We start from the raw sequence: 12753 nt of genomic DNA, 5'->3' as shown, positions 1-12753 counted from the left end.
TGGACGGTTTCACCGCCTCGATCGGGAGCTCCATCATGCGCCGGTGTTGATCGTGACCTTGGCGACGGCGTTCGGCGTCGTGCCGTACTTCGCCAGGATCTTCCCGTACTCACCGTTGTCGATGAGCTCCTGCAGCGCCATGGCGATGGCGTCGCGCAGGCCCGTCTGCCTCTTGTCCACGGCGATGCCCCAGGGGCCCGCGTCGTACTGCTCGGGCAGGACCTCGTACTTGCCGGTCTCCTTGGCGTACATGTGGGCCACGGGCGAGTCGACGATCGTGGCCACCGTGCGTCCCGAGTCGATGCTGAGCAGGCCCGTCGGGGCGTCCTCGCTCTGCATGATCTCCATCTTCTGGGCGCACTTGTCGTTCTGCCGCTTGCCGATCTCGAGGTTGGAGCTGCCCTTGGCCAGCACGACCTTCTTGCCGCACAGGTCTGCGAGGGTCCTGATCCCTTCGGGGTTGCCCTTGGCGACCATGATCGCGCCGCCCGCGTTGAAGTAGTCGACGAAGTCGACGGCCTTGCGCCGCTGCTCCAGGTCGCTCAGCGCGGCCATGGCGATGTCCCACCTGCCGCCCTGCAGCCCCGGGATCAGGCCGTCGAAGGAGGCGTTGACGATGCGCGTCCTCAGCCCGAGCTTCGCGCCGATCGCGACAGCCAGGTCGGCGTCGACACCGGTCATCTCCTGGGTGCCCGGCTTGTACATCTCCATCGGCGGATAGCCCTCCGAGGTGGCCATCCGCAGTTCGCCCGACTTCCTGACCGCCTCGGGTACGAGCTCCTTGGCGCTCTTGCCGGTTGAGGAGGAGGGTGTGGGCGCAGCCGTACCCGAGGTTGATCTCCCGCATCCCACGCTCAGTGCGCAGACCGCCGCCAGGGCGATGACCAGGTGTTTCCGCATGGGCCCATGGTGGTGAGCGGGCCGCGCGCCACCAAGGCCCGTGAAGGCATGCGGCCCTCAGCCACGAAATCTTCGAGGCTCGACCCTCATAGGCATCGCCTCTGCCTACGCTCGCACGTCATGAGCTTGGACATATGGCCCCAGACCACCGCGTGGACCGGCGGGCAACTCCACCTCGGCGGCGTCGGCGCGGTCGAGCTGGCCGAGGTGTACGGCACGCCCGCCTACCTGCTCGACGAGGCCGACTTCAGGGCCCGGGCCCAGGCGTGGCTCGACGCGCTGCCCGACGGTGACGTCCACTACGGAGGCAAGGCCTTCCTCTGCCCCGAGGTGGTGCGCTGGCTGGACGAGCTCGGCCTGTCGCTCGACGTGTGCACGGGCGGCGAGATGACCGTGGCGAGGGCGGGCGGCATGCCGCCCGAACGGGTGGTCTTCCACGGCAACAACAAGTCGCCCGCCGAGCTGCGCCGCGCCGTGGAGTGGGGCATCGGCTGCGTCGTCGTCGACTCCTTCACCGAGATCGACAGGCTCGCGGCCGTCGCCGCCGAGCTGGGCGTCAGGCAGCGGGTGATGATCAGGGTCACGCCCGGCGTCGATCCCCGCACCCACGCCGCGATCGCCACCGGCGGCGAGGACTCCAAGTTCGGATTCTCGCTGGCCGCGGGGCTGGCCGACCGCGCGGTGGCGAGGGTCGCCGCCGAGCCCTCGCTCGAGCTGTACGGCCTGCACTCCCACATCGGCTCGCAGATCGTCGAGCTGGAGGCCTTCGGCCTGGCCGCGGCCAGGATGGCGGAGTTCGCCGCCTCGACCGGGGTCACCAGGCTCGACCTGGGCGGCGGCCTCGGCGTCGCCTACACCCCCGGCGAGCCTGCCCCGCCCACGCCCGCCGAGCTGCTGGCCGTCCTCAGGAAGGAGACCGAGGGGCTGCGCCTGGCGGTCGAGCCCGGCAGGTCCATCGCGGGGCCCTCCACGGTCGCGCTCTACGAGGTCGGCACCGTCAAGGGGCGCTACGTCAGCGTCGACGGCGGCATGAGCGACAACCCGCGACCCGGCATGTACGGCGCCGCCTACACCGCCGCCCTGGCCAACCGCCGCTCCGACGCGCCGCTCAGCGAGGTGACCGTCGTGGGCAAGCACTGCGAGAGCGGCGACGTGCTGGTCAGGGACCTCCCGCTCCCCTCCGACCTGCGCCCTGGCGATCTGCTGGCCGTACCGGTGTCCGGCGCCTACCAGCGGTCGATGGCAGGCAACTACAACCACGTGCCACGGCCCCCCGTCGTGGCGGTCGCCGACGGCTCGGCCAGGGTGATCGTCCGCCGCGAGAGCGAGGAGGACCTGCTCAGGCTCTATCCGTAGGTTCCGAGCCTGGAGAGGAAGTGCAGGGTCATCCTTTGCGGCGTCCGGTGCGTTACGGACCGGCTCCTGGGCATATGCGGGCCATGGCTGAGTTCCTGACCGATATCAAGACCATCCGCGAGCGCGCCAGGGCCGAGATCGGCAAGGGCCCGATCACCGACGCGTACGGCGCCGACCTGGAGCGCGTGATCCAGGTCTGCAACGAGGCGCTGGCGACGGAGATCGTCTGCGTGCTGCGATACAAGCGCCATTACTACACCGCCAGCGGCATCAATGCCGAGTCGGTGGCGTCGGAGTTCCTGGAGCATTCGGCGGAGGAGCAGGAGCACGCCGACAAGCTCGCCGCCAGGATCGTCCAACTGGGCGGAGACCCCGACTTCAACCCCGACACGCTGACCTCGCGCTCGCACTCGCAGTACGACGCCAGTCTCGGACTCTCCGAAATGATCAAGGAAGACCTGGTCGCCGAGCGCATCGCGGTCGCCGCCTACACCGAGATCATCCAGTGGCTCGGCGACAAGGACGTGACGACGCGAAGGATCTTCGAGGAGCTGCTGGCGAAGGAGGAGGAGCACGCGGACGACATGAAGAGCCTGCTGGAGCGCGTCCCCGGCTGACGACGCGACCAGGGGCGGGGGCACACGATCCGCCGCCCCTGGCTCTGGTGGCTCAGGCCTTGAGGGCTCGGGAGGCGGCCGACCACATGCTCAGGCCGAGGGCCACCGAGTGCTCGGGCCTTTCCACCCGTGACACGGGGATGCCGAGCTCGGCGCCGAGCCGCGCGGGCAGGCCGCTCAGCAGCGCTCCCCCTCCCGCGAGGAACAGCCCCCGGCGCGCCACATCGGTGGCGATCTCGGGCGAGCACGACTCGAGCACCCTGCGCACCGCGTCGATGATCGTCCTGACCGTCGGGTCGATCGCCTCGTGGACGTGCACGGCCGAGATCGTGGCATATCCCGTCCTGCCGGTGTCGGGATCGATCCCGCTCACCCGCAGGCCGCGGTGCTTCGGCGGCGCCCCCGCCCCGCCGATCTCCTTCTTCAGCGTCTCGGCGGTCCTGTCGTCGATCTCGAGGTCGTAGAGGCGGCGGACCGCGGCCTTGATCGCCTGGTCCATCTCCTCGCCACCGGCCCGCCTGGAGACGCCCGCCACGACGGCGCCCAGCGAGACGGCCGCGACGTCCGTGGTGCCTCCGCCGATGTCCACGACCATGGCGGCGATGGGGTCGCCGGTGCCCAGTCCAGCGCCGAAGGCGGCGGCCAGGGTGTTCTCCATGAAGGTGATCCTGCGGGCCTCTGCCTCGTAGGCCGCCTCCCACGCGACCTTCCGCTCGATGGAGGTGATCCCTCCGGGGACCGCGATGGTCATCCGTGGCCTGGCGAACGGATGTCCGTGCACCTTTCTCACGAAATATCGAAGCATGCGGCGCGCGATGTCGGGCTCGACGATCACCCCGTTCCTGACCGGCCGTACGGTCACCGACCCCGCGGGCGGCCGCCTCGCCTCCGACCCGTAGGCGACGATCCGTCCCGTCCTGGTGTCGAGCGCGACCACGGAGGGCTCGTTGACCATGATGCCGCGTCCTCTGACGTGGATCAGCGTGGTCGCGGTGCCGAGATCGATGGCCAGATCCCGGCCGAGGAAGGTGAGCATGGATCCGGTCCGTCGGACATTCCCCCTCTTCTCGCTCCCCATGCTGTAGTGCCTTGCCAGCAGGGCCTCGGCGCAACACCAACCGACCGCCCCAAGTCGGCAAACCACCCCGCATCCACCCGAAACCCTCGGGCTTCCTTCGCATGCGCCGGCCCCCTCCCGGACGACTGCCCCAGGCCATACCGGCCAGGGACGAACCGTCGCGGAGGGGGGTCGACGCAGGTCCTGACGCTCATCGATCAGGCGGCCCTGTGGACCTCCACCTCCCACAGCGAGTACCCGTAACGGGTGGCCCGCCGTACGCCCTGCATGCGGACGAACCTGGTGCTGTTGGGCGAGTCGATCCACACCTCGTCGACGCCGCCGTTACCCGCGCCCACCTCGGCGGCGGGCGTCCAGGTGGCGCCGTCGGCCGACACCTCGATCCGGTAGGCCGAGCCGTAGGCGGCCTCCCAGCGCAGCACGACCTTGCCCACGTCCACGGACTGGGCGAGCTCCACCTGGATCCACTCGCCGTCGGCCGCCCTGGACGACCATCTGGTGGCGGGGTCGCCGTCCACGGCCTTGGCCGCCTCGAAGACGGTGCCGCCCTCCACGCTGGAGGCGGTGGCGGGCCTGCCCTTGGCGAGGTTGTCCGCCGCCACCGGCCGGTGGACCTCCACCTGGAGTTCCTGCGTGACCGAGCCGAAGGCGAACGACAGCCTCTCGGTACGGCCCGCCGCGCCCGCCGGTGGGGTGATCTCGAAGGGGACGGCCACCTGGCCGCCCCGCGGCGCGGTGACCTCCTTCTGGGCGGGCGACACGGTCCAGCCCTCGGGCGCGGCCACCTTGAGCGTCTCGGTGACCGGCCTGGCCAGCTGAGAGCTCACCACGACCGTGGCGGTGGCCTGCTGACCCGCCGTGACCACCAGCGTGCCGGGGGTGATCCTGAGCTCGGCGGCGGGCACGTCGGCGTAGCGCGGCACGATCTCGGCGATCTGCGGCTTGGCGCCGCCTGCCGTCCACGCCAGCCGTACGGCGTCGCCTGTCGTGTCGGTGACGTCCAGCTCGGTGTAGGGCCCCGTGAGAGAGCCCACCCCCTGCCACTGTCCGCCGGTCCTGACCTGCACCTCGGCGGCTCCCGTGCCGATGACGACGACCTTGTCGATCAGGCGCGGCCGTGACAGCGCGACCTGGAGCGCGTCGCCCTCGGCCGGAACGGCGGAGGCCGTGTAGACGCTGTCCAGGTTGCCGTCGACCGTGGCCTGAAGGGCGCCCGCGGGGGTGCCGCTCGCCGTCAACCTGGTCTCCGAGTCGTCCATCGTGGCGACGGTGAACTCGCGCACGACGAGCCAGTTGTCCTGCGCGCCCGCCGAGCGGTAGCGGACGTGGCGGGCGAGCGTGCCCGTAGGGGCCTTGAACCGGACCTCGGCGGTGGTGCCGCTGGTCAGCCTCGTCCAGGACTGCCCGTCGAGGGAGTGCTCCAGCACACCGGAGCGGATGTAGTCGTTGGGGCTCGAGGACTTGCCCATCAGCACCGCGATGTCGCCGATGGACTTCACCGCGCCCAGGTCGAGCGTGACCGCGTCACCCGTGCGCGGAGAGGAGGGGCTCCAGTAGAAGGTGCCGAGATCGCCGTCGGTCATCAGCTCGGGCCCGTGACCGGAGTACACGCCGAGCGTGCTGGAGGCGGTGGCGCGACCCGAGCCGGCCCCGATCCACGCGTCGTACGTCTTGAGCGCGTCGGTGACGAACCTGTCGAGGACACCGTCGCCGATCTTGGGGGAGGTGGTGGAGTGGGGTTGCCGCACGTCCCTGATGGCCTTGGCCTCGGCGACCAGCCGGGTGATCTCGCCGCGGATCGCCAGCGCGCCCGCCCCGTCGTCCGCGCGGACCTTCTCGAGCAGGTCCAGCGACCTGACCAGCGCCTTCGTCCACAACCTGGTCGCGTCGAGCCACGACTTGGCCTCCTCGACGAAGGCCCTGTCACGCACGCCGCTCTCGATCAGGTCCGGCGCCTTGGCGTACCTCTCGGCGAGCTCGCGCAGCCCCTCGCCCTTCGCGATCGCCTCGGCCAGGACCGGTGACTGCCGGCGGTGCAGCGTGCCGTCCAGGGTGTTGAGATCGGCGAAGTCGCGCAGCGCCCGCACGGTCGCCTCGTCGCCGCCCGCCCGCTCCGACAGCGCTCTCAACCACGACTGCTCGGCGTCGTAGGCGTGGTCGTTCCAGCCGAACTCGCCGAAGGAGTAGAGCGAGATCTTGCTGACGGCCGCCTGGTTCATCGGGTTGGAGATGATGCCGACGAGGCTCTCGGACAGGCCGTTCTCCCGCCCGGTGTAGGGGGCGATCAGGAGCCTGCCCGGGGCGTAGTCGTTGACCGGGTAGTTGTCCCAGACCAGGATCTTGTGGCCGAAGACCGCCTTGGCCTCGGCGGCGTCCCTCTTGAGGATCGCCGTCGGCACCACGCCCCTTCCGGTCCAGTGGACGATCACCTCGGGGCCGAGGTTGTCCCTGAACGCCTTCTTGTACGGCGTCTCCGTGGCGTTGTAGTACTCGGTCGGCACGGTCTGCAGCGGCGAGACGTCACCCTTGCCGCGCACCCAGTCCTGCACGGTGTTGAGCAGGTCGGTCTGCGCCCACCCTGGGCCCTTCGCCGCGTACTTCGCCCTGTCGCCCTCGCAGTTCCACCGGTCGGGGTCGATGTCGTCGAGCGCGACGTTGAACGACCTGCCGCCGAGGGCGTAGATCGCCTCGAACTTGGCCAGCAGCTTGTTCACGTCGTCGGCCGAGGTGTAGCAGATCGACAGGCCTGGCGAGATCGCGAACGTGAAGTCCACCCTGTTGGCCCTGGCGCGCCCGATCAGCTCACCGAGCTGCGCCAGCTTGTCCTGCGGGTACGGATCCCGCCACCTGTCCCTGTGGAAGGGGTCGTCCTTGGGCGCGTACTGGTAGGTGTTCATCCGGTGCGCGCCGAGGTAGTCCAGGTGGTCGAGCCTGTCCTGATGCGACCACGGCGTGCCGTAGAAGCCCTCGATCGAGCCTCTGTAGGCCATGGAGGGCCAGTCGCGCACGACCACGCCGGGGATCCTGTCGTTGCCCTGGCGCTGCCGGATCAGCTGGGCGAAGGTGAGCGCGGCGTAGTACGTGCCGTCGGCGTCGACGCCGTCGAGGGCGACGTGCTTGCCGCCCACACCCTCGCCCGCGGCCAGCACGTAGCCCTCGGCGGGCAGGCCCTGCGACCCCTCCACGCCCAGCTTGTCGGCGCCGCCGCCCAGCCAGAGGGTGACGGGGGTCCTGGGGTCCTCGCCGTCGGTCGTCTTGACGCGCTTCACCCCTGCGGCTCGGAGCGCCTGCCGTACGACGGCCTCGGCCTGAGGGTCGCTACGGGTGGTACGGACCAGTCCGACGACCGGGCTGAGGGGGAAACCGTCGTCGCGGGTGGTGACCTGCTGAGGAGTCGGATAGATCTCCACGGCGTCGGCGTGCGCCGAGACCGGGGCGAACAGCGATGAGGCCATGAGAGCAGTCGCAAGGATGATCAAACCGGGACGTTTGGGGGGCACTCGTCCTCCTATGCGCAATCCACCCTTAAAGGGTGCAGGATTGCTCATATGAGATCACCCGGGTGCCGCCCGGTCAATACTGGTATGGACCGGTTGACGAGCCCCTCCCGACGGACGCTCCCCGACCGGGCCGAGGGCGCGACCGCCCCCACAGGATCGAGGCGGCGACGCCTACCGTGACGCCACCCGCGACTCCCAGCTGGGTCGCCGCCGAGAAGGTCGGCGGCTCGTCCAGCCTCGGGCGCAGCCAGCCCAGCGGGTCCTCCACCACCCGGACGTGCCGGCCGCGCGCCAGCTCCTCGCCGCACCCCGTCGCCTCGGTCAGCGTGTACGGCAGTGCCGTGCCGTCGAGCCGCGCCACCTGGCACTCCCAGTCGGCACCCCCGTCGTTCTCCCTGTGCTCCACCGCCACCACCACGACGTCGGCGCGCACGCCGTACGCCCGCATCGCTGCCTCGTACGCCGCGGACCCGGCGAACAGCAGGAGGGCGAAGGCGCCGAACATCGCCAGCACGCCGGGCCCATGCCGGTCGTGCGGCATCGAGGTCACGATCCACGCCATGAAGCAGAGCAGCGTTCCCACGACGATCCCCGGCCAGAACAGCCACGGGTTCAACGCCACCCAGGCGCACGCGATGACCGACAGCGGGATGCCGAGGGCCCACGCCCAGTCTCTCCTCACCTGCGCCTCCCGGCCTCGACTGCGATGCGCAGACCCTACAGGCGGCTCTCTCAGCGCGACGCGCGCAGGGGTCGTCGGAGAAGCGGGCCAGGACGAGGGACTCGATGACGCCCACCACCGCGTACGCCAGGAACGACACCCCCGTGACGACCACGATGTCCGTCCACACCTCGTCGTAGCGGAACCCGCCGATCGCCCGGAGGATCTCCGCGCCGATCCCCTCGCCCGTCGTCAGCCATTCGGCGATGAGGGCGCCGATGATCGAGGCCGGCACGGAGATCCGCGCCGAGGCGAAGACGGCCGGCATGGCCGTGGGGACGGCGACCTTGCGCAGGACCGTCATGCACGCGCGAGCAGGTCGGCCACTCTCATGGCTGTTTCCCCAGGTCGTATGGCGAGAGTTGGGAGGTTTGCACGATACCCGCCCCGCCGTCCCTCGGGTTTACTCGATCCCATGCGGCCGAAAGCTGAACTCCACCTGCACATCGAAGGCACCCTCGAGCCCGAGCTCGTCGTCGAGCTCGCCAGGCGCAACAGGGTCGAGCTGCCCACCTTCGACGTGGAGGCCATCAGGGCCCGCTACCACTTCGTGAACCTGCAGTCCTTTCTCGACATCTACTACGAGAACATGGCCGTCCTGCGGACCGAGCAGGACTTCTACGACCTGGCCACCGCCTATCTCAAGCGCTCGGGCGTGCAGCACGCGGAGATCTTCTTCGACCCGCAGGCGCACCTGATCAGGGGCGTGCCGCTCGAGGTGGTCTTCGGCGGGCTGCACGCGGCGCTAAAGGACAGCGACATCCCGGCCGCGCTGATCATGTGCTTCCTGCGCGACAGGGGGCCGGAGGAGGCCGAGGAGGTGCTCAGGGCGGCGCTGCCGTACAGGGAGCAGTTCATCGGGGTCGGGCTCGACTCGGCGGAGGTGGGCCACCCGCCCTCGCTGTACCGCAGGGTCTTCGACATCGCCGCGGGCGAGGGGCTGCACAGGGTGGCGCACGCGGGCGAGGAGGGCGGGCCCGACTACGTGTGGGAGGCGCTCGACGTCCTGCGCGTGGAGCGGGTCGACCACGGGATCAGGGCGATGGAGGACCCGTCGCTGGTGGCGAGGTTGCGCGAGGAGCGGATCCCGCTCACCGTCTGCCCCCTGTCGAACGTCCGGCTGCGCGCGGTGCCCTCGCTGCGCGACCACAACCTGCCGGCCATGCTGGACGAGGGCCTGCTCGTCACCGTGAACTCCGACGACCCCGCCTACTTCGGCGGGTACGTCGAGGACAACTACCGGGCGCTGCGGGAGCAGCTGGGGATGAGCGAGGCCCAGCTCGACCAGCTGGCCCGCAACTCCTTCGAGGCGGCCTTCGCCTTCTAGCCCTTGCGCATGCGGTAGGCGCGCTGCTGGCAGGCGCGGGAGCAGTAGTCTCGCGGCCTGCCCTTACTTATCTCGTCGAGGGCCTTCCCGCATACCGCACACCGATTTTCGTCACGTGTTTCATCACGGATGAGCGCCTCGATGCCATCGAGCACCCGCTGCAGGCCGAACTCGAACGGGTCGAGAGGGGCGTCGTAGCCACCCTCCTCGTAGATGCGGCTCAGCGTCGGATACCTGTCCATGTGCTGGAAGAGCGAGTCGCGCGCACCCCACCACTCCTCCTCGCTCACGCCCGTGCGCCGCTCGGTGCGCATCCGCTGAGCCATCTGCCTGGCGGCGCTCTCGACGAAGCCGCCGACGAGGGTCACCACGGCCACCACCTGCGCGTGCGGCAGCCCTGTCCTCGACACCACCTCCAGCGCCCACTCGAAGCCCGCCAGCGCGTTCGGCCCCGGCACCCGCCTGGAGTGCGCGGCCTCGACCAGCCACGGATGGCGCCGGTGGAGCGCCAGGTCGGCGCGCGCCCACCCATCCAGCTCCGCCCGCCAGCCGTCGCGCGGCCGCGTGTCCTCGCCGGCCGTCTCGCCCATCACCTCGTCGCACATGAGGTCGACCAGCTCGGCCTTGCCCGGCACGTGACGATACAGCGACATGGTGGTGAAGCCGAGCCGCTCGGCGACCCTCCGCATGGAGACGGCGGCCAGGCCCTCGGCGTCGGCCAGCTCGATCGCGGCGCGCACGATCCGCTCCAGACTGAGGCCGCTCCTGGACCTCTCGCCCCACAGCAGCTCTGTACTGCGCTCAGGATCACTCAACTTGACCTCCCTCCCTGTCTATGCTGTATACCAGATGTGTACACCATACACGCGAGAGGACTCCCCCATGCTTTTCGTTGATCCGGCAGGCGACGACTCAGGTCCCGGCACGCAGGAGCGGCCGTTCGCGACGCTGGAGCGGGCCCGCGCGGCGGCCGAGCCCGGCACCGTGGTGAGCCTCAGGGCCGGCGTCCACCGGCTCACCCAGCCGCTCAGGCTCTCGGCCGCCGACTCCGGCGTGGTCTACCAGGCCCACGGCTACGGCACCGCCGAGCAGGAGAGCGTCGTCATCAGCGGAGGACGGCCGGTCACCGGCTGGCGCAGGGACGACGACGGCGTCCACAGGGCCGAGGTCCCCGGCCTCGCCACCCGCCAGCTCTACGTCTCGGGGCGGCGCGCCGCCCGCGCGGCCATCACCCTCGATCACCGCCTGACCAGGACCGAGACCGGCTACGTCACCGACGACCCCGCTCCAGCCTCGTGGCAGGGCGAGGTGGAGTTCGTCTACAGGGGCGCCTATCCGTGGTCCGAGGCGCGCTGCCCGGTGGCGCGGATCTCGGGCGACGACCGCTCGGCCACCGTCACCATGGCGCAGCCGGCCTTCGGCTGGGCGGCGCGGCTCTACCACTCGATCATCTCCTGGGACGGCCCCGGCGCCGGGGAGTCGAACGGCGCCGACGCCCCGACCTCCGCGGAGAACAGCCCCGCCTTCCTGACGGAGGGCTCCTTCGCCCTGGCCGGCGGGGTCCTGCACTACCTGCCGCTGCCGGGCGAGGACCTCGGCGAGGTGGTGGCGCCGGTGCTGGAGACGCTGCTGCACGCCGTGGACGTGCACGACGTCTCCTTCCTCGGCATCACCTTCGCCGACGCGACCTGGCTGCGGCCCAGCGCCCCCGAGGGTTTCCTGCACTACCACGGCAACGGCTACTACGACGGCGGCCTGCTCCAGACGGTCACCTTCGCCGAAGGGCAGGGACAGGTCACCGTCCCAGGCGACCCCGCGGCCATGCCCGGGAACGTGATCTTCGAGAGCGCCTCCAGGGTCACGCTGGAGGGCTGCAGGTTCACCCGCATGGGCGGGGTGGCGCTGGAGTTCCGCGGCGAAGGCGCGGACAACGTGGTGCGCGACAGCGTGGTCGACGACGTGTCGGGCGGCGGCGTGGTCATCGGCTCGGGCGCGCTGCGCCATCGGATCGAGAACACCCACGTCCACCACATCGGGCGCGACTACCACGGCTCACCGGCCATCCTGCTGTCCGGCACCCGCGACACCGTCCTGTCGCACAACGAGGTCAACGACGTGCCGCACGCGGGCATCGTGGTCTACGAGGGGCGCGGCGCCCAGGTGCTCGACAACCTGGTGCACGACACGATGCAGGTGCTGGCCGACGGCGGCGGCATCTACGTCTCGGGCAGCCAGGGCCTCTCGCGGGACACCGGTGCGCTGATCCGCGGCAACGTCGTCCGCGACACGATCACTCCCTACAACTTCGGCCTCTACACCGACTACGGAGCCGCGTGGGTCACCGTGCAGGGCAACGTCGTCCATCGGGCCGACGCTCCCGTGGTGCTGAACGTGTCGCCGCCGCTGGAGCACGTCACCTTCACGGGCAACTTCTGGGACGCCGACCCCGGCCAGGCCCCTGAGGGCGTGACGCTCTCCGGCAACACGACCCTCGCCCAGCAGGCGTTCGACGACGACCCGGGCGTGGCCGCCATCGTGGCGGGCGCGGGCATCCGCCCTACGCCCTCGACAGCACGCGGTCGCTGACGAAGCAGAGCATGCCGTACTCCGCCGCCCTGCGGTGGGCGAAGTCGGCCAGCTCGGCGGTGTCGGCGTAGTCGAGCGCGTAGAGGTCCAGGTCGTACTCCAGGAGGTGCTCGGCCACCGTGGCGTGCACCTCCAGCACGTCGTCGGGCCACGGCGCGTAGGTCTCGGTGTCGACCCAGCGGGCCGAGAACGACTCGAACAGCACGCCGTCCACCAGCTCGGCCATCCTGGGCAGCAGCGCGAAGCCCCTGTTGGCCAGCAGGTAGTCGGGCCCCGCCTCCTCCCTGATCGCGGCGATGAGGGCGAGCAGGTGGGGCAGGTCCTCCGGGAAGGTCTGCTCGAGGTTGAGCGTGTCGAGGAAGAGCCCGGTGAAGCCGGTGGCGATCGCCGCCTTGGCCTGCTCCACCACGTGGGTGACCCAGCCGGGGTCGCCCACGTGCACGAACGCGCCGCCCCAGTCGGGGTTGCGCTCGGCCCGCTGCCATGGCGCGGGCGGGCCGACGTCCTCCGACAGCGACAGGTAGCCGAGCGTGTGCACGTCCTGACCCTTGAGGACGGCCAGCTGCTCGGGGGTGTAGAAGTCGGCCTGCAGGACGACCTTCTCGTAGGCGGCGAGGCGGTCGAGCCGTCCGTCGCCGTAGTAGAAACAGATCGGGGATCTCACGCGC

10 protein-coding genes and 1 pseudogene are annotated in these 12753 nt (G+C 70.4%); 4 read left to right on the top strand and 7 right to left on the bottom strand.

Annotation, left to right across the window (positions count from 1 at the left end; genetic code table 11):
* Positions 1-33 precede the first annotated feature (33 nt).
* Positions 34-900, bottom strand: a complete 867-nt coding sequence (locus tag FHR33_RS34130; RefSeq protein WP_183656624.1) for an ABC transporter substrate-binding protein — start codon at positions 898-900, stop codon at positions 34-36.
* A gap of 120 nt (positions 901-1020) precedes the next feature.
* Here FHR33_RS34130 and lysA point away from each other — a divergent pair, with 120 nt between their 5' ends.
* Both lysA and FHR33_RS34120 read left to right on the top strand, forming a co-directional pair.
* A complete protein-coding gene (lysA, locus tag FHR33_RS34125) occupies positions 1021-2256 on the top strand; it encodes a diaminopimelate decarboxylase (RefSeq protein WP_246452269.1) in 1236 nt (411 codons plus the stop codon).
* Between the two features lie 83 nt (positions 2257-2339).
* Complete coding sequence (locus tag FHR33_RS34120) at positions 2340-2873, top strand: ferritin-like domain-containing protein (protein ID WP_183656621.1); 534 nt, start codon at positions 2340-2342, stop codon at positions 2871-2873.
* A gap of 52 nt (positions 2874-2925) precedes the next feature.
* Here FHR33_RS34120 and FHR33_RS34115 read toward each other — a convergent pair whose 3' ends face one another.
* The 4 genes and pseudogenes from FHR33_RS34115 to FHR33_RS53440 all read right to left on the bottom strand — a co-directional run.
* Positions 2926-3909 (bottom strand): rod shape-determining protein, encoded by a 984-nt coding sequence (locus FHR33_RS34115; RefSeq protein WP_183656618.1) that lies wholly within the window; start codon positions 3907-3909, stop codon positions 2926-2928.
* Between the two features lie 239 nt (positions 3910-4148).
* Entirely contained in the window at positions 4149-7406 is a 3258-nt protein-coding gene (locus tag FHR33_RS34110; protein WP_221241370.1) for a beta-N-acetylglucosaminidase domain-containing protein, read from the bottom strand.
* Between the two features lie 118 nt (positions 7407-7524).
* Positions 7525-8133: a hypothetical protein gene (locus tag FHR33_RS50815; protein WP_246452268.1), complete on the bottom strand. Its 609-nt coding sequence runs from the start codon at positions 8131-8133 to the stop codon at positions 7525-7527.
* 115 nt (positions 8134-8248) lie between these two features.
* Positions 8249-8476 (bottom strand): annotated as a pseudogene (locus FHR33_RS53440) (ABC transporter permease subunit); the annotation flags it as partial.
* 111 nt (positions 8477-8587) lie between these two features.
* On the opposite strand from FHR33_RS53440, the gene FHR33_RS34100 reads away from it, so the two are divergent.
* Positions 8588-9499, top strand: coding sequence for an adenosine deaminase (locus tag FHR33_RS34100; protein ID WP_183656609.1), 912 nt, complete (start codon positions 8588-8590; stop codon positions 9497-9499).
* Here FHR33_RS34100 and FHR33_RS34095 read toward each other — a convergent pair.
* Positions 9496-10314, bottom strand: coding sequence for a TetR/AcrR family transcriptional regulator (locus tag FHR33_RS34095; protein ID WP_183656606.1), 819 nt, complete (start codon positions 10312-10314; stop codon positions 9496-9498). The two genes, FHR33_RS34100 and FHR33_RS34095, sit on opposite strands and share 4 nt — an antisense overlap.
* A gap of 67 nt (positions 10315-10381) precedes the next feature.
* Here FHR33_RS34095 and FHR33_RS34090 point away from each other — a divergent pair, with 67 nt between their 5' ends.
* Complete coding sequence (locus FHR33_RS34090; RefSeq protein WP_183656603.1) at positions 10382-12085, top strand: right-handed parallel beta-helix repeat-containing protein; 1704 nt, start codon at positions 10382-10384, stop codon at positions 12083-12085.
* Here the strand turns inward: FHR33_RS34090 and FHR33_RS34085 are convergent.
* Entirely contained in the window at positions 12057-12749 is a 693-nt protein-coding gene (locus FHR33_RS34085; protein WP_183656600.1) for a putative glycoside hydrolase, read from the bottom strand. The genes FHR33_RS34090 and FHR33_RS34085 overlap by 29 nt on opposite strands.
* Positions 12750-12753: the final 4 nt, after the last annotated feature.

This window comes from Nonomuraea dietziae (assembly GCF_014195505.1).
GTDB classification, from domain to species: Bacteria; Actinomycetota; Actinomycetes; order Streptosporangiales; family Streptosporangiaceae; genus Nonomuraea; species Nonomuraea roseola.
Note: the sequence above shows the minus strand (reverse complement) of the source record. Positions and strands in the feature narration are given on the sequence as shown.

Bases quoted from the DNA above. Each gene is read 5' to 3' on its own strand.
- FHR33_RS34110 (WP_221241370.1), bottom strand. From the start codon at position 7,406: ATGGCCTCATCGCTGTTCGCCCCGGTCTCGGCGCACGCCGACGCCGTG.
- FHR33_RS34130 (WP_183656624.1), bottom strand. From the start codon at position 900: ATGCGGAAACACCTGGTCATCGCCCTGGCGGCGGTCTGCGCACTGAGC.
- FHR33_RS34090 (WP_183656603.1), top strand. From the start codon at position 10,382: ATGCTTTTCGTTGATCCGGCAGGCGACGACTCAGGTCCCGGCACGCAG.
- FHR33_RS34120 (WP_183656621.1), top strand. From the start codon at position 2,340: ATGGCTGAGTTCCTGACCGATATCAAGACCATCCGCGAGCGCGCCAGG.
- FHR33_RS34100 (WP_183656609.1), top strand. From the start codon at position 8,588: ATGCGGCCGAAAGCTGAACTCCACCTGCACATCGAAGGCACCCTCGAG.
- lysA (WP_246452269.1), top strand. From the start codon at position 1,021: ATGAGCTTGGACATATGGCCCCAGACCACCGCGTGGACCGGCGGGCAA.
- FHR33_RS34115 (WP_183656618.1), bottom strand. From the start codon at position 3,909: ATGCTCACCTTCCTCGGCCGGGATCTGGCCATCGATCTCGGCACCGCG.